The organism is Ruegeria sp. O4, from assembly GCF_056535125.1.
This window is the reverse complement of the sequence record NZ_JBQERO010000012.1, coordinates 43,256-67,511: the sequence shown is the minus strand read 5'-3', so window position 1 is coordinate 67,511 and position 24,256 is coordinate 43,256. Positions and strand designations below refer to the sequence as shown.

At 58.5% G+C, this 24,256-nt stretch carries 24 protein-coding genes; 14 read left to right on the top strand and 10 right to left on the bottom strand.

What is annotated here, in order from left to right; all coding sequences use genetic code 11:
- Positions 1 to 58: 58 nt before the first annotated feature.
- From leuS to holA, 3 genes are read left to right on the top strand one after another with little or no spacing between them, the layout of a single operon-like run.
- A complete protein-coding gene (gene leuS / locus ACR0J7_RS14150) occupies positions 59 to 2,596 on the top strand; it encodes a leucine--tRNA ligase (RefSeq protein ID WP_480914659.1) in 2,538 nt (845 codons plus the stop codon).
- Positions 2,583 to 3,074 (top strand): LPS assembly lipoprotein LptE, encoded by a 492-nt coding sequence (gene lptE / locus ACR0J7_RS14145; protein ID WP_480484114.1) that lies wholly within the window; start codon positions 2,583 to 2,585, stop codon positions 3,072 to 3,074. The genes leuS and lptE overlap by 14 nt, the downstream gene beginning before the upstream one ends.
- On the top strand, positions 3,071 to 4,099 hold the full coding sequence (gene holA, locus ACR0J7_RS14140; RefSeq protein WP_480914657.1) for a DNA polymerase III subunit delta: 1,029 nt from the start codon (positions 3,071 to 3,073) through the stop codon (positions 4,097 to 4,099). The genes lptE and holA overlap by 4 nt, the downstream gene beginning before the upstream one ends.
- Position 4,100: 1 nt before the next feature.
- Here holA and ACR0J7_RS14135 read toward each other — a convergent pair whose 3' ends face one another.
- Positions 4,101 to 5,285 carry a TIGR03862 family flavoprotein gene (locus ACR0J7_RS14135; protein ID WP_480539623.1) on the bottom strand — a complete coding sequence of 395 codons (1,185 nt, stop codon included), beginning with the start codon at positions 5,283 to 5,285 and terminating at the stop codon, positions 4,101 to 4,103.
- Between the two features lie 48 nt (positions 5,286 to 5,333).
- On the opposite strand from ACR0J7_RS14135, the gene ACR0J7_RS14130 reads away from it, so the two are divergent.
- Positions 5,334 to 5,630, top strand: coding sequence for an HNH endonuclease (locus tag ACR0J7_RS14130; RefSeq protein WP_209599595.1), 297 nt, complete (start codon positions 5,334 to 5,336; stop codon positions 5,628 to 5,630).
- On the opposite strand, the gene ACR0J7_RS14125 is transcribed toward ACR0J7_RS14130, so the two are convergent.
- Genes ACR0J7_RS14125 through ACR0J7_RS14115 form a run of 3 tightly spaced genes read right to left on the bottom strand, consistent with a single transcriptional unit; the run spans position 5,631 to position 7,713 of the window.
- Positions 5,631 to 6,368 carry a VOC family protein gene (locus ACR0J7_RS14125; protein ID WP_480833092.1) on the bottom strand — a complete coding sequence of 246 codons (738 nt, stop codon included), beginning with the start codon at positions 6,366 to 6,368 and terminating at the stop codon, positions 5,631 to 5,633. It lies immediately after the preceding gene.
- A complete protein-coding gene (locus ACR0J7_RS14120) occupies positions 6,365 to 6,973 on the bottom strand; it encodes an enoyl-CoA hydratase/isomerase family protein (protein WP_480914655.1) in 609 nt (202 codons plus the stop codon). The genes ACR0J7_RS14125 and ACR0J7_RS14120 overlap by 4 nt, the downstream gene beginning before the upstream one ends.
- Positions 6,970 to 7,713: an SDR family oxidoreductase gene (locus ACR0J7_RS14115; RefSeq protein WP_480914653.1), complete on the bottom strand. Its 744-nt coding sequence runs from the start codon at positions 7,711 to 7,713 to the stop codon at positions 6,970 to 6,972. Before ACR0J7_RS14115 ends, ACR0J7_RS14120 begins: the two co-directional genes overlap by 4 nt.
- 107 nt (positions 7,714 to 7,820) lie before the next feature.
- On the opposite strand from ACR0J7_RS14115, the gene ACR0J7_RS14110 reads away from it, so the two are divergent.
- The 5 genes from ACR0J7_RS14110 to lpxK all read left to right on the top strand — a co-directional run bounded on the left by ACR0J7_RS14110 (position 7,821) and on the right by lpxK (position 13,893).
- Positions 7,821 to 9,368 (top strand): DUF2125 domain-containing protein, encoded by a 1,548-nt coding sequence (locus ACR0J7_RS14110; RefSeq protein WP_480914651.1) that lies wholly within the window; start codon positions 7,821 to 7,823, stop codon positions 9,366 to 9,368.
- A 168-nt stretch (positions 9,369 to 9,536) separates the two neighbouring features.
- Entirely contained in the window at positions 9,537 to 10,883 is a 1,347-nt protein-coding gene (locus ACR0J7_RS14105) for a TldD/PmbA family protein (protein ID WP_480900463.1), read from the top strand.
- Positions 10,870 to 11,670 carry an inositol monophosphatase family protein gene (locus ACR0J7_RS14100; protein WP_480914649.1) on the top strand — a complete coding sequence of 267 codons (801 nt, stop codon included), beginning with the start codon at positions 10,870 to 10,872 and terminating at the stop codon, positions 11,668 to 11,670. The genes ACR0J7_RS14105 and ACR0J7_RS14100 overlap by 14 nt, the downstream gene beginning before the upstream one ends.
- Positions 11,667 to 12,905: a 3-deoxy-D-manno-octulosonic acid transferase gene (locus ACR0J7_RS14095; protein ID WP_480914647.1), complete on the top strand. Its 1,239-nt coding sequence runs from the start codon at positions 11,667 to 11,669 to the stop codon at positions 12,903 to 12,905. Before ACR0J7_RS14100 ends, ACR0J7_RS14095 begins: the two co-directional genes overlap by 4 nt.
- Positions 12,892 to 13,893, top strand: a complete 1,002-nt coding sequence (gene lpxK, locus ACR0J7_RS14090) for a tetraacyldisaccharide 4'-kinase (RefSeq protein WP_480506434.1) — start codon at positions 12,892 to 12,894, stop codon at positions 13,891 to 13,893. Before ACR0J7_RS14095 ends, lpxK begins: the two co-directional genes overlap by 14 nt.
- 37 nt (positions 13,894 to 13,930) lie before the next feature.
- Here lpxK and ACR0J7_RS14085 read toward each other — a convergent pair whose 3' ends face one another.
- Positions 13,931 to 14,593, bottom strand: coding sequence for a DsbA family protein (locus ACR0J7_RS14085; protein ID WP_480506435.1), 663 nt, complete (start codon positions 14,591 to 14,593; stop codon positions 13,931 to 13,933).
- A 13-nt stretch (positions 14,594 to 14,606) separates the two neighbouring features.
- Positions 14,607 to 15,113 (bottom strand): DUF721 domain-containing protein, encoded by a 507-nt coding sequence (locus tag ACR0J7_RS14080; RefSeq protein WP_480539642.1) that lies wholly within the window; start codon positions 15,111 to 15,113, stop codon positions 14,607 to 14,609.
- An 81-nt stretch (positions 15,114 to 15,194) separates the two neighbouring features.
- Between ACR0J7_RS14080 and mutY the strand changes: the two genes are divergently transcribed.
- Together mutY and ACR0J7_RS14070 are read left to right on the top strand one after the other, a co-directional pair.
- Entirely contained in the window at positions 15,195 to 16,250 is a 1,056-nt protein-coding gene (gene mutY, locus ACR0J7_RS14075; protein WP_480871133.1) for an A/G-specific adenine glycosylase, read from the top strand.
- A gap of 61 nt (positions 16,251 to 16,311) precedes the next feature.
- A complete protein-coding gene (locus ACR0J7_RS14070; protein ID WP_480871135.1) occupies positions 16,312 to 17,448 on the top strand; it encodes an alkane 1-monooxygenase in 1,137 nt (378 codons plus the stop codon).
- Between the two features lie 68 nt (positions 17,449 to 17,516).
- On the opposite strand, the gene ACR0J7_RS14065 is transcribed toward ACR0J7_RS14070, so the two are convergent.
- The 4 genes from ACR0J7_RS14065 to ACR0J7_RS14050 all read right to left on the bottom strand — a co-directional run bounded on the left by ACR0J7_RS14065 (position 17,517) and on the right by ACR0J7_RS14050 (position 21,436).
- Positions 17,517 to 18,899 (bottom strand): adenylate/guanylate cyclase domain-containing protein, encoded by a 1,383-nt coding sequence (locus ACR0J7_RS14065; protein ID WP_480871137.1) that lies wholly within the window; start codon positions 18,897 to 18,899, stop codon positions 17,517 to 17,519.
- A gap of 139 nt (positions 18,900 to 19,038) precedes the next feature.
- Positions 19,039 to 20,142: a DNA methyltransferase gene (locus ACR0J7_RS14060; protein ID WP_480484129.1), complete on the bottom strand. Its 1,104-nt coding sequence runs from the start codon at positions 20,140 to 20,142 to the stop codon at positions 19,039 to 19,041.
- Positions 20,143 to 20,249: 107 nt separating this feature from the next.
- The gene (locus ACR0J7_RS14055) at positions 20,250 to 20,867 is read right to left on the bottom strand and encodes a ribonuclease HII (RefSeq protein WP_480900471.1); all 618 of its coding nucleotides are present in this window, start codon (positions 20,865 to 20,867) and stop codon (positions 20,250 to 20,252) included.
- Between the two features lie 110 nt (positions 20,868 to 20,977).
- The gene (locus tag ACR0J7_RS14050; protein WP_480914645.1) at positions 20,978 to 21,436 is read right to left on the bottom strand and encodes a hypothetical protein; all 459 of its coding nucleotides are present in this window, start codon (positions 21,434 to 21,436) and stop codon (positions 20,978 to 20,980) included.
- A 176-nt stretch (positions 21,437 to 21,612) separates the two neighbouring features.
- Here ACR0J7_RS14050 and ACR0J7_RS14045 point away from each other — a divergent pair, with 176 nt between their 5' ends.
- From ACR0J7_RS14045 to ACR0J7_RS14035, 3 genes are all read left to right on the top strand, one after another.
- On the top strand, positions 21,613 to 21,900 hold the full coding sequence (locus ACR0J7_RS14045; protein WP_480774108.1) for a hypothetical protein: 288 nt from the start codon (positions 21,613 to 21,615) through the stop codon (positions 21,898 to 21,900).
- Positions 21,872 to 22,573 (top strand): winged helix-turn-helix domain-containing protein, encoded by a 702-nt coding sequence (locus ACR0J7_RS14040; protein ID WP_267365085.1) that lies wholly within the window; start codon positions 21,872 to 21,874, stop codon positions 22,571 to 22,573. Before ACR0J7_RS14045 ends, ACR0J7_RS14040 begins: the two co-directional genes overlap by 29 nt.
- A 104-nt stretch (positions 22,574 to 22,677) precedes the next feature.
- The gene (locus ACR0J7_RS14035; RefSeq protein ID WP_480914642.1) at positions 22,678 to 24,252 is read left to right on the top strand and encodes a DUF427 domain-containing protein; all 1,575 of its coding nucleotides are present in this window, start codon (positions 22,678 to 22,680) and stop codon (positions 24,250 to 24,252) included.
- Positions 24,253 to 24,256: the final 4 nt, after the last annotated feature.

Genomic DNA, 24,256 nt, shown 5'->3' with positions numbered 1-24,256 from the left:
TCACAATATTACCACGCCGGGTTCCTACCCGGCGTTTTCATTCACGAAGGACCGCAAAATGTCGCGCTACTCGGCCACCGAAATCGAAGCAAAATGGCAAGAGGCCTGGGACAAGGCCGGGATCTTCACCGCCAACCACAAGGCGGACAAGCCGAAATACTATGTGCTTGAGATGTTTCCCTACCCGTCTGGCCGAATCCATATGGGGCATGTGCGCAACTATACGATGGGTGACGTCATCGCGCGGCACAAGCTGGCGACGGGCCACAACGTGCTGCACCCGATGGGCTGGGACGCATTCGGGATGCCTGCGGAAAATGCCGCGATGGCCATCGGGGGTCATCCGAAGGACTGGACCTACAGCAACATCGCAGACATGCGCGATCAGATGAAACCACTTGGCCTGTCCATCGACTGGTCACGTGAGTTCGCGACCTGCGACCCTGAGTATTACGGCCAACAACAGGCGCTGTTCCTCGATATGCTTGATGCCGGGCTGGTCTATCGCAAAAACGCTGTGGTGAACTGGGACCCGGTCGATATGACCGTTCTGGCCAACGAGCAGGTTGAAAATGGTCGTGGCTGGCGTTCGGGCGCATTGGTAGAGCGGCGCGAACTGACCCAGTGGTTCTTCAAGATCTCGGACTATTCCGAAGAATTGCTGGACGCGCTGGACACTTTGGACAACTGGCCCGCCAAGGTGCGCCTGATGCAGGAGAACTGGATCGGCAAGTCGCGCGGTCTGCAATTCGGCTTTGAACGCACTGATGGCGGAGAGCCGATCACCGTTTATACAACCCGCCCCGACACGCTGCTGGGCGCATCTTTCGTTGGCATCTCGCCCGATCACCCGATCGCAAAACAGCTTGAGGCCGAAAACCCCGAAGTGGCTGAATTTGTGGCCGAATGTCGCAAAGGTGGCACCACGGAAGAAGCCATCGAAACTGGCGAAAAGCTGGGCTTTGATACAGGCATCAAGGTCAAGCACCCGCTGGACCCGAGCTGGGAACTGCCGGTCTGGATCGCCAATTTCATCCTGATGGATTACGGCACTGGCGCAATCTTTGCCTGCCCTGCACATGACCAGCGCGACCTCGACTTCTGCCGTAAGTACGGCCTGCCCGTGGTCGATACCTTCTTTGCGCTGGATGACGACACGCCGGTCGACAAAATTGCATTCGTCCCGCCGAAAACCGAGAAAGTTCGCTGGGTGAACCATTTTGCAGGTTTGACCGAGGCGACAGGTGACGAGGCGATCAACGCCACCGTCGATTTTGCTGAAAAAGCGGGCTGGGGCGAGGGTGTCACCAAATACCGTCTGCGCGACTGGGGCCTCAGCCGTCAGCGCTATTGGGGGTGTCCGATTCCCGTCGTGCATTGCGAAAGCTGCGGTGTGGTGCCCGAGAAGAAAGAAAACCTGCCGGTCCGCCTGCCCGACGATGTGACATTCGACAAGCCCGGCAACCCGCTGGATCGACACCCGACCTGGCGCGATTGCGCCTGCCCGTCTTGTGGCGCACCGGCCAAGCGCGAGACCGACACGATGGATACCTTCGTCGATTCGTCGTGGTATTTCGCCCGTTTCACCGCTCCGCGTGCGGAAACACCCACCGATCTGGACGAGGCCGAATACTGGATGAATGTCGACCAGTATATCGGCGGCATTGAACACGCGATTCTGCACCTGCTGTATTCACGCTTCTTCGCGCGGGCGATGAACCTCACCGGTCACTTGCCCCAAAAGGCCATCGAGCCGTTCGACGCGCTGTTCACACAAGGCATGGTGACGCATGAGATTTACCAGACGCGCGACGCCAACGGTCGGCCGGTCTATCACCTGCCCGAGGATGTGACCGACGGCAAACTGGCCGATGGTACTGAGGTCGAAATCATCCCTTCGGCCAAGATGTCGAAATCCAAGAAAAACGTGGTCGATCCAGTCAGCATCATTTCAGCCTTTGGGGCCGACACGGCCCGCTGGTTCGTGCTGTCCGATTCGCCACCCGAGAGAGACGTGGAATGGACGGCGGCAGGGGCCGAAGCCGCCTATAAGCATCTGAATCGCGTTTGGAACCTGTGTGACAGGATCGGTGCCATGGAGGCCAATGCAGCGGGCGAAGGCGATGAGGACCTGTTGCGCGAGATGCATAAAACCATCCGTGACGTGACATTGGGTGTTGAAAGCTTTGGCTTCAACGCCGCCATCGCCAAGCTTTACGCTTTCACTAATACGCTGGCAAAATCCAAGGCCGGTGCGGCGGCTCAGAAACAAGCGATCAAAACACTGGCCCAGTTGATGTCACCGATGACGCCACATCTGGCGGAAGATATCTGGGCGCATCAGGGCGGTGAGGGCCTAGTGGCTGTCGCCCCGTGGCCCGTCACGGATGAGGCGATGCTGGTTGATGACACTATCACCCTGCCCATCCAGATCAACGGCAAGCGTCGCGCGGAAATCAGCGTTCCGAAAGATATGGACAAAGCCGAGGTTGAAAATATCGCGCTTAGCACCGAAGCTGTCCAAAAGGCGCTGGATGGCAACGCGCCGAAGAAAGTTATCGTTGTTCCGGGCCGGATTGTGAATGTCGTTGTTTGATCGCAGAACATTGCTTGTGATGCCGCTGGTACTGGCTGCCTGCGGCTTCCAACCGGTTTATGCTCCGGGCGGGTCGGGTTCTGCCTTGTTCGGCCGGGTGGCGGTGTCTGCGCCAAATACCGTCGAAAGCTATCTTCTGGTTCAGAACCTTGAACAGCAACTGGGCCGCAGCGCGGGCTCTGTCAGCGATTACACTCTGGATGTTCAGGTCTCGACCGAAATCCGCGGCGCGGCCATAACCACGACGAACGAGACAACGCGGTACACGATTGATGGACGGGCGCAATACGCTTTGAAATCCAACCAAACCGGGCAAGTCACTGCGTCCGGCACCGTAACCGATTTTGTGGGCTATTCTGCTTCGGGTTCCACCGTGTCGACGCTGGCTGACGAACGCGATGCGAAAGAACGCCTGATGGTGATCCTGTCCGGGCATATCGTGAACCGCCTGTATTCAACACCGGGCTTGTCCAAATGAAGTTGAGCCCGCGCGAGGCTGACGGGTATTTCGCCAAGCCGGATGCGGACAAGACCGGGCTGCTGATCTATGGTGCGGATGCCATGCGGGTGGCGCTTAAGCGGCAACAGGTTCTGGCCGCACTGCTTGGTCCCGGCGCGGAAGAGGAAATGCGCCTGACCCGCCTGCCGGGTGGTGACTTGCGCGGCGATCCGGCGTCGCTGCTGGACGCGGTCAAGGCGGTTGGGTTTTTCCCCGGCCCGCGCGCGGTGTTTGTGGAAGACGCCACCGAAACCGCCGCGCCTGCGATTCTGGCCGCGCTTGAAGATTGGACCCCCGGCGACGCTCAGATCATCGTGACGGCTGGTCAGCTGAAACCAAACTCGAAAATCCGCAAAGCGTTCGAGGGGCATCCCGCCGCCTATGCAATAGGTGTTTATGACGACCCGCCATCGCGCGCAGAGGTCGAGCGGGTTCTGGCCGAAGCACATCTGAAAAACATCCCCCGCGATGTCATGTCTGCCATCAGCGAACTGGCCAACAGTCTCAGCCCCGGTGACTTCACCCAAACCGTTGAAAAACTGTCGCTTTACAAGCGTGGTGACAACTCTGAGCTGACAATGGAAGACCTCGAAGCCTGCGCCCCGCGTTCGACCGAGGCGGCGCTTGACGATGTGCTGAACGTGGTTGCCGAAGGCCGCGCCGGAGAGATCGGGCCGCTGATCCGGCGGTTGCAGGCTCAAGGCACCAACGGGGTAACTCTGTGCATTGGGGCGACCCGGCATTTCCGCACACTTTATGCCTGCGCCTCGGATCCGGGTGGTGCTGCGCAGGGTATCGGTAAGTTGCGCCCGCCGGTTTACGGCAAACGCCGTGACCGTATTCTGCGTCAGGCACAGGGCTGGGGGGCGCCCAAGTTGCAAACAGCGCTGACCGTTCTGACAGACACCGACCTGTCCCTGCGATCCGCCGGACAGACAGCCCCCTCAATGGCTCTGGTTGAGCGTGCTATGATTCGTCTGGCGATGCTTGCGCGGTCGCGCTGAGTTATCTGACCTGATCCAGCCTATCGGCAGCGGCCCGACCGGCCCAGCGACCCGTGGCAAGACAGGCCGTCAAAAGATAGCCCCCGGTTGGCGCTTCCCAATCCAGCATCTCACCTGCGCAGAATACACCCGGAATGGTTTTCAGCATCAACCCGTCATCCAACGCGGATCGTTTCACGCCGCCTGCCGTCGAAATGGCCTCATCCATCGGTCGCAGCCCCGCGTGCAGGATTGGCAGTTTCTTGAGAACCTCCACTTCGCCGGGCAGCGGCAACTGACTGCGTTTTGCCATCTCGTGAAACACGGCAATCTTCTGCGGTGACAGGTTCAACGATTTTCTCATCCATTGCGAAAACGTGGTTTTCGACTTTCTGGACGACCATCTCGCCCGCAAGGATTGCAGGTCCAGATCAGGTGCCAGATCGACATAAAGTGGCTGCCCATTGCGCAAAGCAGGGGTGAGGGTGTAAAGCCCGCCTCCCTCCAGCCCGGTTGCCGAGATTGCGGCCTCGCCGCGGCTATCCTGGTCACCGGCCATCCACCGAACCGATTTCAGCGCCGCCCCGAAATGTGGCTGCATATGAGGGCTCCAGTCCACCGACAGGGCTGAATTCGCAGGTTCGAACCGTGCCAGTTCCACGCCCCTGCTGGACAAGATTTGCGCCCACTGACCATCCGACCCAAGGCGGGCCCAGCTTGCCCCGCCCAGTGCCAGAACGGTTACAGAAGCAATCAGGTTTTGCGGCCCGTCCGGGGTCTCAAATACCAGCGCATCAGCTTCCCAACCTTTCCATCGCCAACGGGTTTTGATCTCAACCCCGGCTGCGTCCAGTCGCGCAAGCCATGCGCGCAACAAGGGCGACGCCTTCATGGTCTCGGGAAAAACCCGCCCGGTGGAGCCCGTGAATAATGTCTGGCCCAATCCACGCGCCCAGTGCTGCACGGCTTGCGCATCAAAGGCGGTGATCATCGGGCGCAACCAGTCCGCCGCATTGGCATACGACCGCATCAGTGTCTCAGGCGGTTCGTCCTTTGTCAGGTTCAGCCCCGATTTACCTGCCATCAGAAATTTGCGCGCAACCGAAGGCTTGGCTTCGGCAACCAGCACGGAATGCCCGGCCTCGGCCAGTTGCTCGGCCGCCATCAACCCTGCGGGGCCTGCTCCGATCACGACTGCCTGCGCCATTCGCACCCTCTTGCCTTCGCCGTCCATCGACGCAAGTTTCAAACCATCATGGCGAACAACGATCCGATCTGCCCGCTCTGCGACCGCCCAATCCCCAGCGGGGGTGGCAGCCTGCATCATCTGATCCCAAAACTCAAAGGAGGCAAGGGCGGACCCACCGTCCTTCTGCACCAGATTTGCCACAAAGAAGTGCATGCCACTCTGACCGAGGCCGAACTGGCGCGCAGTTACAACACGGTCGCAGCCTTGCGCGCGCATCCCAGGCTTGAGAAATTCCTGATCTGGGTGCGTAAACGCCCACCCGGATTTCGGTCGAAAGTTCCGGGCAAGCGACGCAACAGGTGATCAGCCAGGCAGGACCGGATCGCCAAAGGCGTCTTTCAAAGGTGCGGCCAACCCCTCGACTTCTATTCCCTGGTAATCCGGTACGGGCGCAAACTGCGCACCCGCAAGATGCTGGAACTCCAATGTCGTATACGGTCGCTTCCACAACCATTCGCGATTCTCGACGGCCCACAAATCGGGGTTTGGAGGGGTTTCGTCGGTAAAGGCGTAGAAATGCAGATCAAAGCCATGGGGGGCCACCTCCTGCATCGACAGCAAGGACATACCTTGCGCGCGCCAAAACGCGTCCTCACCCGCAATATCACCGGTTCGAAGGGTTATCTGACCGATCCGGGCCTGCGCAAACGGAGCATCCGGATCTGCAACCTGCACCGGTTTGTTACCTTCGAAATCATGTTGCAGCAATTCGACGACAAACCCTTCGGGATCAGCCAGATGGCACATATACCCGATATCCAAAAACTGGCTCGGCGTGCTTACCGCAGTACCCAGCGCGCGCAGATGCGCTGCCGCAAGATCGACATCAGGAACGGTAATTCCGATCTTCCAATATCTTTGGCCCCGGTCATGGGTGTATCCCCCACCACCCGGCAACAGCAGAAGGTCCGCATCTTCCGAGTTGTAGCCGACGCGGCAACCTGACCCCTGCCGGTCAACCCGCATACCCAGAACGTCGCGATAGAATAGGGCCAGTCCTTCCGGGTCAGCGACCCGCAACCGAACGGCCGAAATCCTCATGAACACATCCTTGCGATATCCCTGGCGACAACGGGGTCAGCGTTCACGCTGTCTGCCACAAAGTCACGCGCGGTTTGCATCAGATGATCGGGCTCGACGATCCGGTCAACCAGACCAAAGTCATACGCCTCTTGCGCGGTGATCTTCTGACCTGCCATCAGGATCAATTTGGTTCTGGCCGGGCCCACCAAAGCCGCCAGCCGTTTCGGATCGGACGGTTGCGGCAGGAACCCCAGCTTCATCACCGGATAAAAGAACTTGGCTGTTGGCACCGCAATGCGAAGGTCACAGGCCAAAGCCATGCCATTGGCCCCGCCAGCCAGAGTACCGTTCAATGCCGCAATAGTCAGACAGGGCAATGCGGCGATGGCACCGGACAGTCTTTCCCAGACGTCAGAGGTGGCCAGACCGGCGCGCGCCTCGTCCAGATCGGCCCCGGCGCTGAACACTTTGCCCGCGCCCGTCAGGATCAGCGCCCGCGCGCTGGTTGCGGCCTCGGCAATCCCGGCCAGTTCATTCAGCATCGCTCCGGTCAGGGCGTTTGCCTTTTCGGGATTGTTGATCGTAACGACCCACAGGCCATCCTGTTTCGTCAGGTCGATCATATCAACCCGACCCTTTTTCGGATGTCTTCCAGGCGCAGCGAGATTTCCGTTCCCAAGTATTCGTCCGCGCCCTTGGAACACATCCACAACAGGGCACGTGCTGGCCAATCTGCAGGAATATGCGCTTCCCAATCCAGTTGACTGACCGGATTGATGCCGCTTGCCTTGATGGACCGCTGCATATCCGTGGCAACCGTCCCCGGCGACAGCCCCATTGCGCGAATGCCGTGCTGGGCTTCTTCCAGATGCAGGCATTCCGTCAGCATTTTTGCCCCGGCCTTTGACGCGCAATAATGGCTCCACGCCTCAACCGGGTTGGACGCCGCGCCGGACGAGACGGTCAGAATGCTTCCGCCCCCGGCGGCCCGCATCACCGGCAATGCCGCACGCATCCCGTAGAAAACGCCTTTGAGGTTGATGTCGATGGCTTTGCTCCAGGCCTCAGGATCGGCGTTGGAAAGATGAAAGATCGGATCGATCACACCGGCATTGCCAATCAGAACATCCAGCCCGCCGAACCGATCCACACATGTGGCCACAGCCTGCTCGACCTGCGCGAAATCGCTGACATCGCAGGCCAGCGCGATGGCCTGATCACCCAGTTCAGCGGCCAAGGCATCAATCTGATTTCGGCTGCGGGCCACTAATGCGACATTGGCCCCGGCTGCGGCAAAAACGCGCCCCGCTTCGGCCCCGATGCCACGGCTGGCCCCGGTTATCAGAACTGTTTTCCCCTGCATTCGCCTCTCCTCACGCATTGTTATCGATCCCGGCAACAGCCGTAACGCGGAAACGGGGAAATGGTCCAGCCCTTGCCCCCTTGACGATAGGTGCCACAACCCCGACCATGCGCCGCAAATTGATCAAGAAGGGTTACCTTATGTCCGTTTTCCTCCACCGCAGCTGCGGTGCTGTTCTGGCTTATGCCGTCGCGACCCAGGGCGCGTTCGCCGACCTTACTGCAAATGATGTCTGGTCCGACTGGCAAAGCTATTTCACATCAATGGGCTACACCGTTACAGGTGACGAAAGCATCACCGGTGACGTCACCACTATTTCGAACATGACACTTTCTTTGACCTTTCCGGAAGAAGACGGGCAGTTCCAGATGGTCATGCCTGAAATGACGCTGACCGAAAATGGTGACGGAACCGTTACCATCGGACTGCCCGAAAGCTTTCCCATGGATGTCACGGGAAAAGCCGATGATGAAGAGTTTGCAGCCAAAGTGATTTATTCGCACAGCCAACTGAACATGGTTGTTTCGGGTACACCCGAAGACATGACCTATGACTACACTGCTGACAAACTGGGCATTTCACTGGATTCGATTGAAGTCGATGGCGAACCGCTGCCGAACGAGGTTTTCAGCATCGCGGTCGAGGCAGGTGATCTGGCCGGTCGGTCGCGGATGCAAATCGGCGAACACCGAAACATCACCCAGACATTCAACAGCGATACACTGACCTATGACCTGAACTTTCAGGATCCGGAAAGTGGTGAAAGCGGGCTGATCAATGGCCAACTGGGCCAACTGGCCTTTGAAGGCGAAAACGTGATCCCGCTGGATTTTGACATGTCTGATCCGCAGGCGTTTTACCAAGCGGGTTTCGCCTTTGATGGCACGTTTACCTATGCATCCGGCAGCACCGATCTGAGCGGGACCAGCGAAGGCCAGGCGTTCTCGATGAACAGCACCTCGGAGGGTGGACGCTTTGCCGCCAGCATCGACGCCGAGCGTATCGCCTATGACATCGCGCAGAACAGCACCAAACTGGCGGTTACAACAGCAGACCTGCCATTCCCGATCGAGTTGTCCATGGCCAGCGCAGGGTTGAATTTCGAATTCCCGATCCAGCAATCGGACGAAATACAGCCCTTCGCCTTTGGCCTCAACATGACCGATTTCACCATGTCTGATGTCCTGTGGGGCATTTTTGACCCGGCAGGCGCGCTGCCCCGCGATCCGGCGACAATTGCGCTGGACACGACCGGCACGGCAAAAGTTCTGATGAACATCTTCGATCCAGAAATCGACGTTGAGTCGGACGAAGCTCCGGGCGAGCTGCATTCGCTGAAAATCAGCCAGCTTCTGGTTTCGTTGGTTGGTGCCAAACTGACAGGTGATGGCGATTTCGCCTTCGACAATTCGAACACAGAAGAGTTTGGGGGAATGCCCAGCCCAAGCGGCGTGGCGAACCTGAAACTTGTTGGCGCCAATCAGCTGATCGATACGCTGATCGGCATGGGCCTCATTTCGGATGACGATGCGCTGGGCGCGCGGATGATGATGGGTCTGATGGCGGTCCCCGGCGATGAGCCTGACACCCTGAACTCGACCATCGAATTCACCGAAGACGGCCAGATTTTGGCGAATGGCCAGCGTATCAAGTGATACCTATCTGAAAGGGCCGCGCAGTGCGGCCCTTTCCATTCCTGTGAACCTTGTGCAAAACTTGGTAGCGGCATGGATTAATCACGATCCACACAGCCCAATCCGGTCATAGGTCTTGCGGGGCGGGCAGTGCGAGGCTAGGTCCTTGGCAATCAACCCGGAGACCTCATGACCCGCACGCCAGAAGAAATCAGCCAACAATTGCTCGATGTTGCTCGCCGGGCAGGCGCAGAGGCAGCAGATGCCATCGTTCTCGAAGGGTCCTCGGTCTCGGTCGATGTGCGGGGCGGCGCACTGGAACATGCGGAACGCTCTGAAGGCGCCGATCTGGGTTTGCGCGTGTTTCTGGGTAAACACTCAGCCATTGTGTCCAGCTCTGACAGCCGCCCGGAAACCCTTTCGGCGATGGCCGAACGCGCCGTGGCCATGGCAAAAGAGGCGCCCGAGGACCCCTATTCCGGGCTGGCGGACAAAAGCCAACTGGCCAGTGACTGGGATATTCAGTCACTGGAATTGCTGGACACTGCCCCGGCCCCGTCCGCGGAAAGCCTGATGCAGGATGCGCTGGCCGCCGAGGCCGCAGCACTGGCGGTAAAAGGCGTCACGCAGGTGTCGGATGCTGCTGCAAGCTACGGAACGCACCGGGTGCATCTGGCGGCTACAAACGGGTTTTCCGGTGGGTATGAGCGCAGCAGCCGATCCATCTCATGCGTTGCGATCTCGGGTGAAGGCACCGGGATGGAGCGCGACTATGACGGTGACAGCCGGACGTTTCAATCCGACCTGCGCGACGCGGCTGAGATTGGGCGCACCGCTGGGGAACGCGCTGTGCAACAGGTTGGAGCGCGCAAACCGGCGACCGGCAGTTTCCCGGTGTTGTTTGATGAACGTATCTCGTCTTCGCTGATCGGGCATCTGCTGGCCGCCAGCAATGGGGCCGCTATTGCGCGGGGCGCGTCTTGGCTCAAGGATTGTCTTGGGCAGGATGTTCTGCCCGCGCATCTGTCGCTGATCGAAGATCCGCACCGCCCGCGCATCTCAGGCTCGCGCCCATTTGATGCTGAAGGCTTGCCGACGCAGCGCCGGGTGATTGTGGAAAACGGTGTCCTGACGGGGTGGACGCTGGATCTGTCGAGTGGCCGCAAGCTGGGCATGGGCTCCACGGGCAACGCTGCGCGCGGTGTGTCCGGCCCACCCTCGCCCAGCAACTGGAACCTGAGCCTGACGCAAGGGACCCGCAGTCGCGAAGATCTGCTGCGCGATATGGGAACCGGTTTGCTGGTCACGTCCATGATCGGATCGACGATCAACCCCAATACAGGCGACTATTCCCGTGGTGCATCAGGGTTTTGGGTCGAAAACGGTGTGATCACACATCCTGTCAACGAATGCACCATCGCAGGTAATCTGCGTGATATGTTGCGGCGGATCATTCCCGCCAATGACGCGCGCAGATATTTGTCGCGCGTGGTCCCGTCGCTGTTGATCGAAGGAATGACACTTGCCGGCAACTGATCTGCCCCTTCTGATTGAGGCCGCGATTGAGGCCGGCAAGATCGCTACACGCTATTCCGGAACGCAAGCACAGCGTTGGGACAAACCTGGTGGCGCCGGTCCGGTGACCGAGGCCGATCTGGCCGTCAACGCGATGCTGGAACAAAAGCTGTGCGCTGCGCGGCCGGGCTATGGCTGGCTCAGCGAGGAATCCGAGGATTCGCCCGAGCGGTTGAACCGCAGCAACGCCTTTATCGTCGATCCGATTGACGGCACCCGCAGCTTTACCGAAGGCGCGCGCACCTGGGCGCATTCGCTGGCTGTTGCCGTGGATGGCATTGTGACTGCCGCTGTAATCTACCTGCCGATGCGCGACTTGCTTTATGCTGCGGCGCAGGGTCAGGGCGCCACTCTCAACGGGCAAAAGATCACGACATCGAAAACGCCTGAGCTATTGCAATCGCAGGTTCTGGCCGCCAAACCAAATCTGGACACACAGCACTGGCGCAATCAGAATGTTCCAGCCTTCCACCGCGCATATCGACCCTCGCTTGCCTATCGCATGGCGCTGGTCGCACAGGGGCGGTTCGATGCCATGCTGACCCTTCGCCCCAGCTGGGAATGGGATATTGCCGCTGGCGATCTGATCATCCGAGAGGCAGGCGGCGTCTGTTCAGACCGTTTGGGTCAACCGCTGATATTCAACAATGCCCACCCCAGGCTGAATGGCGTAGTCGCCGCCAGCACCGCGATCCACGCGCAACTATGGGCTCAGCTGGACCCGATCGGGCCCGGAATCGGCGCATGAGCAAACCGCGCTCATTAAGCCTTGCCGCTTATCGGGTGCTGTCCTGGAGAATGCGGAATGGCGTTGGTGTAAAAACCGACCTGCCACGCCCCGAAGGCGAGGTCGTGTGGATGCACGTCGCCACGCCAGACCGCCTGCGGGCGGTGAGTGATTTTTGCCGCCGGTTGCTTCAGTCCCGATCCGAGCTGCACTTTCTACTGACCGCCCCGCCGGACGCGGATCTGTCTGCCTGGCCAGAATGCAGTTTTCCCCTGATCAACCTGCCTCAGGAACAGAGCGGGGCCGCGCGTGACTTTATCGAATACTGGCGCCCAGGTATCGGGATTTGGGTCGGTGGTGATCTCATGCCCAACATCCTAACCCGAGCTGATGAACAGGCCGTACCCTTGGTGTTGTTCGACGCCCAATTTACCGTTGCACTGTCCCGGAACGCGCGCTGGCTGCCAGACATAACCAGAGTGACCTTTAGCTGCTTTCGCAAGATACTGACTGCAAATTCTGAAACCGCCCGGCACATCCGGAGACTTGGCATCCCGTTTTCAACAGTCGAAGAATCGCCACCTTTGCGCATCAGCCCAAATCCAAGACCTTGGCCAGAAGACGAGCTGATCGAAACCAACCACACGCTGGCAGGGCGACCTGTTTGGCTGGCTGCCTGGGTGCAGGACAAAGAGTTCATTTCGGTTCTGACAGCACATCGTCAGGCATTGCGCCTGTTGCACCGGCTGGTTCTGGTACTTCACGTCGCCGACGTTCACGAGGCTGCCCCCCTAAAACGGCGGCTGGAGACGATGGATTTACGCTGTGTCAACTGGGACGATGGTGGCTTGATCGAAGACAGCACGCAGGTCGTTCTGACTGCCGACCCCGAAAATCTGGGGTTGTGGCACCGGGTGTCGGCAGTGACGTTCATGGCCAGTTCACTGGAACGCGGCGCAGGTGGTCAGGACCCGTCCGACGCAATCGCGCTGGGGTCCGCCATAATTTCTGGACCATTCGTGCATCGCCATCACGAGCTTTACGCCCACCTTCAACAGGCAGGGGCAGCCAATGAGGTCAAGTCAGCAACCGAGTTGGGCGATGCCGTCGTACAGCTACTGGCACCAGACCGCGCCGCTGACATGGCTTTGGCTGGATGGCAGATAATCACCGAAGGTGCGCCGCAGGCAGACACCCTCATCGAAATGGTGCAGGATATTCTGGACCGGCGGAGCGCAGATCATGCGGGCACCTGATTTCTGGAACAGTCCTCCGGACCAGCCGGATCTGAGGGCGCGGCTTCTGGCCCCGCTGGGCCGCCTTTATGCTGCGGCGACGGCCCGCAGGATTGCCTCGAAATCAGGGGAAAATCCCGGTGTGCCCGTGATCTGCATCGGCAATCTGAATGCAGGAGGAACCGGGAAAACGCCCACCGTGATCTGGACCCTCGAACAACTGGGTAATGCCTGGCACAAGCCCCATGTCGTGACACGAGGACATGGCGGGTCACTGGAAGGCCCGGTGCAGGTCGATCCGGGCAGGCACTCCGCTGCCGAGGTGGGGGACGAGCCGCTGTTGCTGGCGATGTTTGCCGAGGTCTGGGTTGCCAAGGATCGGGCGGCGGGCGCGCGTGCAGCGGCCGCAGCGGGGGCAACAGTGATCGTTCTGGATGATGGCTTTCAGAACCCTTCGGTCGCCAAGGATTTCTCGATTATCGTTGTGGACGCCCAGCGCGGATTTGGAAACGGCTTATGCCTGCCAGCCGGTCCACTGCGAGAGCCCGTCGATACCGGCCTGCAACGGGCCGATCTTGTACTGTCCTTGGGGGAAGAGGCGGCACAAAAGGTATTTGCCAACAACTGGAAAGGCCGGTTGACCGTTCCTCATGTCACCGGGGCAGTCGAACCCCTGCAAACCGGTATGGATTGGTCAGAAACGCGTGCGTTGGCGTTCGCAGGCATCGGCTATCCCGAAAAGTTCTTCCAAACCCTGCGACGGCTGGGTGTGGATCTGGTACGGGCCGAGGCGTTGGACGATCACCAGCCGTTGACACAAGCCCTGATGACCCGACTGGAAAACGAGGCGCGTTTGCTGGACGCTCAGATGGTCACCACCGAAAAAGACGCCGTTCGCCTGCCCCCCGCTTTCCGAAGCAAGGTGATCACTTTGCCGGTTCGGCTTCAAATTTCAGATGCCGACAGGGTCAGGGACATGCTTTTGAAAGCCGCCCCTTCACCAAAGTAACTCAGGCTGGCCCCCGGCGGGGCCAGCTGGGGTCGAGTCAGCTGCCGAGCTCTGCTTCGATCAGCTTTTTGAAATCCGCGTAGGACTGATTGTCGACTTTCTTGCCGTTCACGATGAAGGACGGGGTTGCCTGAATTCCATCGCGTTCAGCGTTTTCCTGATACCACGCGGCCAATGTCCGCGCCTTGGTGCCATCCTGCAAACAGGCCTCAAGCTGGTCGCCATCGATACCTGCCAGACGACCGATCTTGCGCAGTTCATCGACGATCTCGGCCGGACCTCCTGCGCGCGTCCATTCTGACTGACCTTCATAGATCAGATCGGTGATGCCAAAGAATTTCTCGGGACCGGCGCAGCGGGCCACCATTGATGCCCACAGACCATAGCGATCAAAATAGACCTCACGATAGGTGAACTTGACCTTACCAGTATCAATGAAATCCTTCTTGAGCTGTTTATACGCGCTCTTGTGGAAATTCGCGCAATGCGGGCAGGTGTAGGATGCGTATTCGATGATTTCGACAGGCGCGCCCTCGGCGCCCTGAACCATGTCAATGATGGTAGATGTATCCAGGTCCGCCTCTTGCGCCTCGGCGGCGCTGACCAGCGGAAAACTTGTGTTGGAATTTGACAGCGACACCCAATAGCCGCCTGCGGCCACGGCGACGGCCGCACAGATTACGGTTGCAATACGGCTCATTCTCAGCCCTTTCTCAGCGTTTCTGTTTGGATAAAACGTTGCGCCCAAGACGTTCAAGGGCCGCGCGCAATTCTTCATCATTTACACTGCGTGACACTTTGTCTGCCTCGGCAGCAATTTCAGGTGCAATCTCGGGTTTTGCTTGCTTCGGTTTATGGTCGAAACTGGCCTGCCCCTCGGCAAATCCGGTCGGAGCGGTCTGAGTAATGCGGACACGGCTAATGGCATTGTAACCGTAAACCGCGTTCACTTTACCACGCAGCTGTTCCTTCTGCATTTCCAGCATCGGGGCCTGCGGACCTGTGGTCAGAACGGTCAGGGTCGCGCCGAAACCACCTTTGCCATAGCCGACACTGACTGGGCGCGCGATAGCGGCGGTATCCTGACCCACGATCTCGGCCCAATGGGTCAACAGACGTGACACAGCAAAGCCCCGGCTTTCCCCGGCGCGCCTGATCTGGTCATTCAGCAAAGACGCGGTGCGCTTGAACCCGCGGGTTGACGAACGTCTGCGTTGCATCTGGTTTCCAACTCCTGCACCGCTATTGTAATAGGCAGAACACCGGGTGCCAGCGAAACCTGACAGGGAGACGAATAAAACTTGCGTGATTCCTTTGAATTCACCGTCAGCGCTGCGCTTCTGGAGTGGTATGACCACAACGCTCGCGCCATGCCATGGCGCACAGGACCGGCAGAGCGCGCCGCCGGGGTGCGCCCTGACCCTTATCGGATCTGGTTATCCGAAGTGATGTTGCAACAGACGACTGTAGCAGCGGTGCGGGATTACTTTCTGCGCTTCGTGACACGTTGGCCTACGGTTCAGGCGTTGGCCGCCGCGCCGGATGAGCAGGTCATGGGGGAATGGGCCGGCCTTGGGTATTACGCACGTGCGCGAAACCTTTTGAAGTGCGCCCGCGTTGTGACGCGGGATCACAATGGTCAGTTCCCCGAAACTTATGATGCGCTGCTGAAGTTACCCGGAATCGGCCCTTATACAGCTGCGGCAATCTCGGCCATTGCCTTTGATCAGCCTGAAACAGTTCTGGATGGCAATGTCGAACGCGTCATGGCCCGATTTTACGACATTGATGCGCCGCTGCCCGGCTCGAAACCCCTGCTGAAGGAAAAAGCTTCAGCGCTGACACCCTCTTCTCGGCCCGGTGACTACGCACAGGCAGTCATGGATCTGGGGGCCACGATCTGCACGCCGAAATCCCCGGCATGTGGCATCTGCCCGCTGCGCGATCCATGCCAAGCGCAGCTTGCGGGAACACAGGCTGATCTTCCCCGAAAAAGACCGAAAAAGCCCAAACCCACCCGTCACGGTCACGTTTACATCGCGCGCATGCCAGATGGGGCCTTGCTGCTGGAGCGCCGACCGGACAAAGGTTTGCTGGGCGGAATGCTGGGCTGGCCCGGATCGGAATGGGCTGACGATCCGGTCGAGCACCCCCCGCTTGCGGCAGATTGGAAGATGGTGCCGGGCGAGGTGCGCCACACTTTTACGCATTTTCATCTGATTTTAAGAATCTGGACCGCAGAAACCACCGGTCAAGATGTTCCCGATCATCTGATCGCAGTGGGAAAGCACAGCTTCAAACCCAGCGACCTGCCCACGGTGATGCGCAAAGCCTATGATCTGTGGAAAGGGCAATAACACCGCTGTGCATTCCCTGGCCTCGCGGCTAGGCTGTCCCCATCTAGTAGGAGCACCAGAGATGAGCGCAACAGTCTCGTTGGCACGCTGGCAACCGGCATCACCCTTCTGGGTGTCCCTTCTGTTGATCCCACTGATCTGGTTCACTGCTTTCGCGGGCGGATGGTGGGTTCTGCTGATCCCGATCTCGACCTGGTGGGTCTTTGCCGTGCTGGACCGGATCACCGGGCTCAACGTGGGAAATGCGGACCCTGAGACGCCAGACGATGCTCTGCAACGGTATATCCTGCTGACCAAGCTTTGGGCACCCCTTCAGTTCCTTACCCTGTTTGGCCTGATCTGGTACGCGAGCCACGGCAGTCAGCTTTCGACGCCTGAGAAAATCGGCCTGTTCTTTGGCATGGGTGTTATCACGGGTACGGTCGGTATCAATTACAGCCACGAGCTGATGCATCAGAAAAGCCGTTGGGAACGCTGGCTGGGCGATATCCTTCTTGCCATGGTGCTCTATTCTCATTTCCGGTCCGAGCATCTGCTGGTCCATCACCGTCATGTGGGAACGCCACGCGATCCGGTGACGGCGCGATACAACGAAGGGTTTCACCGCTTTTACCCTAGGGTGTTGCGGCAAAGTCTGATCTCGGCCTTCAACGCCGAGCGCGGAAAACTGGCCCGCAAGGACCGCCCCTGGACCGACCGCTCCAACCCGTTCTGGCGGTATTGGGCGTTGCAAGGGGGGATGCTGGCACTGGCGGCCCTGATCGGAGGATGGTCCGGTCTGGCCCTTTTTCTCTTGCAGGCCGGGGTCGCGATCTGGCAGCTGGAACTGGTCAACTACGTTGAACATTACGGGTTGACCCGGAAATATCTGGGCGACGGGCGGTATGAGCACGTCCTGCCCCGGCATTCCTGGAACGCCTCGCAAAAGGCTTCAAACTGGTTGCTGATCAATCTTCAGCGCCATTCGGATCACCACTACAAGCCAAACCGCCGGTTCCCGCTGCTTCAACACCACACGCCCGAAACGGCACCGCAACTGCCCTATGGCTATCCCGTCATGACTGTGGCTGCGATGATCCCACCGCTGTGGCGACGGGTTATGAACCCGCGGGTCAGGGAATGGCGGCGCCAGTACTACCCCGAGATCACCGATTGGCACGCCTATAACAAGGCCCTGAACCCGGTACCTGATGCGTAAACGATGCGCGCCGGGCGGGCGCATCAGGCCCGGCGCTTTGGGTACTGTTCTGGCGAGGTGTAAGGTCTTCAGCCTTTCATCACCCAGATATCCATCGGTGTTTCCACGCCGCGCACAGATTGATCGGTAAGCTCTGTAAAGCCAGTCATGGCGACAGACGCAGACTGGTTTTCCTCTGCGATCCGCGCGCGCACGGCATCGCTGACCACGATACGCGCCTGCAAATCACGCGTCAGCGCCTCGAACTTGGCCGCGACATTGACGGCATTCCCGATGACAGCAAATTCAAGCCGGTTCGCGCCAATGTCTCCCAGCACGACCGAGCCATAGTGCACCCCGATCCCGACATGGATTTCAGGCTCTCCCACCCGGCGGCGGTCCAGATTCCATCGATCAATCACGCTGACCATCGCGCGTGCGCATCCCAGCGCATTGCTTGCGTCCAGCGGTGTGGGCACCGGGGTGCCAAAGGTCGCCATCAGGCCATCCCCCAAATACTTGTCCAGGGTTCCGTGGTGGCGAAAAACTTCGGTTTCCATGCGGGCGTGAAAGCCCCGCAGCACTTCGATTACGTCATAGGGGTCGCGCCCGGCGGCGTATTTTGTAAACCCGACGATGTCGATGAACAGAACGGCCACATTCTCTTTTCGGACCTGTTTCAGCGGCTCGTCATTCTGGCTCAGCTCCTCCACCACGTTGGGCGAGAAATAGCGTGACAGGTTGGCCCGTTCCCGTTCCAGCCCTGCATTGCTCATCAATAGCCGGTTCAGCCGCTGCATCGAAAGGCCCAAAGTCACGGCCACCATCATGAAAACGATCACCTGCTGGATGCGCTGAGGCGCCATGAAACTGTTCGGATCCAGAAGCTCGGCAACATCCGGGTAGCCTTGCAAAGCAGTCGCAACTTTTTCGCTGATCCCGGGAATGGGCGTTGCGACCCACCAGGCAACGATCCACCCGATCGTCCACATCATCGCCGTCCAGGTCCCGATGGCGATCACGGTCCGCCAGGAATAGGCCAATGTGCCTGCCGCCAGAATGATGAAGAAGTACTGAAAGTTGTCGAACCGGTATTGCATGGCCAATGGCCTGACATCATCGCTGAAGGGATTGGGTACGATCATCCCAAGTGTCATGATCAGCAGGTCGACGAAAATCAAAAACAACTCGCCCCGCGATTGCCCGACACGACCTGCACGGCGGATCAACCACCCGTTGCCGCAGATCAGCAGCAGAATGAAGTGATACCAAAGCACCTCCCATTGCGGGTTCAGAAAAACCAGCAGCACCGCAGTCAGCGCCATCGCCACCCATCGCGCACGCACAGCCAATTCCAGACCCTCGCGCTTGTGCCGTTCCAACGCGGCCTCGGTATATTTGTTGTCCAGATCAAACGCATCGGGCTGGGTGAAAAACAGGCTTCGGCGGGGCTGTGCGGTCGTCTCGGTCATGGCCGTGGTCTTTCTTGCGGAGGCTAGGCAGCCTTATGCAATCACTGTTGAAGGCAAAACAAAAGACCCCGCCGGTTGATCGGCGGGGCAAGGCATAGTGCCATGTGTCAGGCCACAGGCACCGGCGGTGTTCGTGAATTCAGTTGTGCATCTCTGCGCGGATCTGTTGCCGCAAGATGTCAATCGGTACGGTCTTGCCGTCCCGTTTGAAGCACCAGTATGTCCAGCCGTTGCAGGACGGGGCGTTTTCCAAATGCGCGCCGACCTGATGGATTGACCCTTTGACATTGTCACCTACCAGCGTTCCATCCGCACGCACCTTTGCCTTGTGGCGCTGGTTCATGGAATAAAGCTCTTCACCCGGGCGCAACATCCCGCGTTCGACCAGTTGGCCGAATGGCACGCGTGGCTCGGCACGTTTGCTGGCACTGACTTCCAGAGCTTCGCGATCAAACTTGCGGACCTTGGCGATGCGTTTTTCAGCCACCTTGCGATAGCTTTCCTCTCGCTCGATACCAATGAACTCGCGCCCCAGCATCTTGGCGACGGCCCCGGTGGTGCCGGTGCCAAAGAACGGATCCAGCACCACATCGCCAGGGTTGGTCGAGCCGACCAGCACGCGGTGCAACAGCGATTCCGGTTTTTGCGTCGGATGCGCCTTGTCGCCGTTTTCATCCTTGAGCCGCTCATGCCCGGTGCAGATCGGCAGCACCCAGTCGCTGCGCATTTGCACACCCTCGTTCAGGGCTTTCAGCGCCTCATAGTTGAAGGTGTATTTCGCGCCTTCGCGCTTGGACGCCCAGATCATCGTCTCATGCGCATTGGTGAACCGTTTGCCGCGGAAATTCGGCATCGGGTTCGACTTACGCCACACAACGTCGTTCAGAATCCAGTATCCGGCGTCCTGCAGCGCTGACCCCACGCGGAAAATGTTGTGATAAGACCCGATCACCCAGATCGCACCATTGGGTTTCAGCAGACGATGCGCCGCCTTCAGCCATTCGCGTGTAAACTGGTCATACGCCCCGAAGCTTGCGAACTGATCCCAGTGATCATCCACCGCATCGACCTGGGAATTATCCGGACGATGCAACTGACCTTTCAATTGCAGGTTATACGGCGGGTCCGCAAAAATCAGATCCACTGACGCCTCGGGCAGACTGTTCATCACATCGATGCAGTCCCCGGATAGAATCGTGTTTAAAGGGAGCGCTCTTGCGCCCTTTTTGGTGGTTGTTGTCATATCACTGCCTCAAGTGTCCACGGCGCTTTTGCGCTCATTTGGTTGAGACAAGGATGAGTCAAAGTCGATTCGCCGTCAAATTCTTTTTTGAATCAGCAGCTTACGATTTACTCTTGATACAAGATATTGTGCACCGGTTTGAACGAACGCCTATGGTGTGGGGTCACGCCAAGATTTCGCAGCGCTTCCTTGTGTTGTTTTGACGGATAGCCTGCGTTGGTTTCCCACCCATAACCCGGATGCTGTTGCGCTAAATCCACCATCACCTGATCGCGCCAGTTTTTCGCCAGGATCGAAGCAGCCGCGATCGACACCGATCGTGCATCGCCCTTCACAACGGCCTGTGACGGAATTCTCAGACCCTGCGGTATCAGGTTGCCATCAATCAGCACAAAATCAGGTGCCGAGGTCAACGCCTCCACCGCGCGCATCATCGCCAAGTGCGACGCCCTCAGAATATTGACCTCATCAATTTCGGCGACAGAAGCTTCGGCCACCGCGAACTCAGCAGTGTCCCGAATCTCGGCGTCCAGCACGGCCCGGCGTTTTGCGGTCAGCTTTTTTGAGTCATTCAGGCCATCAGGAAAGTGCTGCGGGTTCAGAATCACGGCGGCAGCCACAACCGGCCCGGCCAATGGGCCGCGCCCGACCTCATCCACACCTGCGATACGGATGTGGCCCATGTCCAGCAGCGCCTGCTCAAGTTCGAAGTTTGGCATTGTCATGCCCTTGGCAAACCGCGTTTCGCGTAGCACCGCAAGAAGAAAAGAGAGGGCGGCGCACACCACCCTCTCTCTCACGGCACTTCTTTGGCGCCGTTCCTGCTCAACCCGAACTACTGATAAACGACGCGGTATCCCTTCTGGCGCAGGCATGCAGGTTCATAGGCCCGCCTGACCTTTTTGCCATTCCAGAAACCGACCTTGCACTCTTGCGGCAGGCTATTGGCATGTTTGTAATGTTTCTCGAGGCATTTCGGCCCAAGCAGCGGATGGTCCTGCGAATACCCATCATAGGAGCGCAGGCAGCGCTGGGGCAGGTCGTAACGCGCCACATGCGGCGGCAACGGACGCACCGGCTGCGTCACATGTGGTGTATGGGTATAGGTCTGTTGACGCGTCGCCCGATCCTTTTTCTTTTCCTTGTTATAGTAATGAACGCCGGCACCGATAATAGCGATGGCCGCCAGCCCCCCAAGAATGTCCTTTGCGTCGGCCGCCTTCGCCTGAGAAGCCGACACACCGGTAATCGCAACCGCGGTCGCAATGATCAAAGCGATGAATTTCTTATGCATGTTGCCTGTCCTTTCGGATGTTCGTGCGACCGTATGACGGACCGCGTGCTGATTGCCCTGAAAGTGGGGGCACCTGCCCAAGACAAGCAATAACGGCCCGGTGTTATCGGATATCAGGGGCAGCAAACCCCTTGGGTTATTGAATATCGCGGCAACTCATGCGCAGGATGCGGCCTATGAAACAGATCCTCTCTTCTCTGACCTTTGCGGCCCTGTTATCGCTTGGTTCTGCTGCGACAGCGGCAGATTGTTATGCGGACTACAAAGCCAAGAAGGACAACCCGCTGCGTTTGCATTACGGCGTCATGCAGGTCACAAGTTGCGACAAGGGGCAGGCCCGGGCAGATATCGCCCAGCGCCTGAACGCGTCAGGTTGGACCTTGCTTGAAGTGCAGTCCGTTTTCGGGCCGGAAGGGTTGGATCAGAGGAAAGGCAATGCCGGACAATTCTATCTCCGTTTCTGATGCACGCCGGTCGGGTGTCCGTCTGGTTGTGCTGGGCATCGCGGCCATTGTCGTCATTCTGATCACCGCTGCCGTTTTCCTGTTCTGGACCTTGCCGGACGCAAATGCGTTCAACGCACGTGTCGAGCGGCTGTTTGTCGAGGCCGATCTGACGTCACAGACCGAGATTCGCCTGCTTGAAATTCTGGCCCAGTCTGGCACCGCCTTTGCTGACACCCTGTCCAGTTACCGGATGGTAATCTATGTGCTGCTGGTTTTTGCCAGTGCGATGATGATCTCGGCACTGGTCTTTTTGGTGATGCTGGTCTTGTTGAACCGGCGCATGGCACAGATCGAACGTACCGGCATTCAGGTAACGTCGCTGCTGATCAGTCGCGAAGAAAACACTGTCTACCTTAACAACATGGATTTCAAACTGACGCCCGCCGCGATGGAAACCTTGTCGATTCTGGCGGAATCCCGGTTGGATGACGAGGTATTGTCCGGCGCCCAGATCGAGGCCATGATTTCCGGTCGCGATGCCGCCGATTGTGACGAAGCCGCGGGCGCAACACGGATCAAGCGGTTGCGCGACGCGCTTGGCAACCAGATGGTCAGCGAACTGCTGGTCAAGAATATTGCCAAGAAGGGGTATATGCTGTCGATCGAGAAGGACGTCATTCAAATGGTCTGACGTTTTGGCGCGTCGCTCGCGCCCGGTAAATTCCCGTTGCAGCCTCTTGGAATGTCAGGTGGAAAGCCCCATTCTAAACAAACCCCAGGCAGAGGAGGTCGCTTATGAACGTCCACGCCGCGCCACAGATGAATGGATATGGAATCTCAGTTGAGCCGCTGGAAGGCAGGATTGCCATTTACCGGAACGACATTCTTCTGGCTGAAAGCACAAACGCAAAGGTGATGTATGAAACGCGTTTGCCGCCAACGATTTACGTTCCCCGCGCAGATGTATGTGTGGATCTGAGCGAAGAAACAGACCTGCAAACATTCTGCCCGTTCAAAGGCACCGCCACTTACCACGACATCCAACTGGCCTCGGGGCCCCTGACCAATTCCGTCTGGGCTTATGAACAAGCCCTGCCGGAAAGCGCGGACATCCGGGGCTGTATCGGGTTTGTGTCCGGCGCCTACACCCGGATTGACCTGGGCAACAATCGCCTGCGCGAGCCTGACGACGGCAATATCAGCGGACCACTGATCGACTGGCTGATGCGCGGTGCTTCCGCCGCGACCACGCCCGAAAGCTTTACCAAGGCATTGGCCGAAAAGATGCTGGAGCACGGCATCGCCATCCAGCGGCTGAGCATTCTGGCCTGGTCCTTGCATCCTCTGATCGCGGGCAAACACTATATCTGGGAAAAGGGTCAGGACGAGATACTGACCCGCGCCCCGACCTACGAAATCTATGATCACCCGGCTTTCATCAACAGCCCGTTGCGCCATGTCTCGAACGGTTTGGGCGGCGTACGGCAAAGACTGAACCACGAAAACCCGCAAAACAGCTTCCCGATCATGGAGGAGTTGCGGGCCAAAGGTGCCACCGACTATGTCGCGATGCCGTTGCCCTTCTCTGACGGGCGAACGAACGTTCTGACCCTAACATGTGACCATCCCAACGGGTTCACCACCGAGAATCTGGGCCTTGTGTTCGAATGCTCCTCGGTGATCGCCCGCTTTTACGAAGTGTTCATGCAACGCGAGAATGCGCAGGTTTTGCTGGAAACATATGTTGGAAAACGCTCTGGCGCACGCGTATTGGGGGGCGAGATCCGGCGCGGTGACGGGGATGAAATCGACGCTGCAATCATGTTCTGTGACCTCCGCAACTCGACAAGCCTAGAAGAGAAACTGGGGCGGGGCGCATATATCAGTGTTTTGAACGAGTTCTTTGAAACCGTCTCGGGTATTGTTCACGAAAATGAAGGCGAAGTTCTGAAATTTATTGGTGACGCTGTTTTGGCGGTATTCCCGGCAGCCGATGAAAACGCCAGCGCGGCCCGTGCCAATGCCCAGCGCTCGGCAATCAAAATCGTCGAAACGTTGGGAGAGTTGCGCAAAGCAGGTACCGACATACATTGCGACTGTTCGATTGGCGTGGCTTATGGGCGTGTCACATATGGCAATGTGGGCTCTCGTGAACGTCTTGATTTTACGGTTATTGGACAAGCAGCTAACATTGCTGCGCGCTTGGGCGAATATGGGAAAACCGAAGGGCATCGCATAGTCGTTTCCGAAGATATCGAGCCTGCCTGTTCTAACGCTATACCGTTAGGCGCGGTCAACCTGCACAACGTGTCTCGACCCGTTGTATGCTACGCTTTGCACACCACAGCCGACGAGATTTTGAACAGTTAACTTT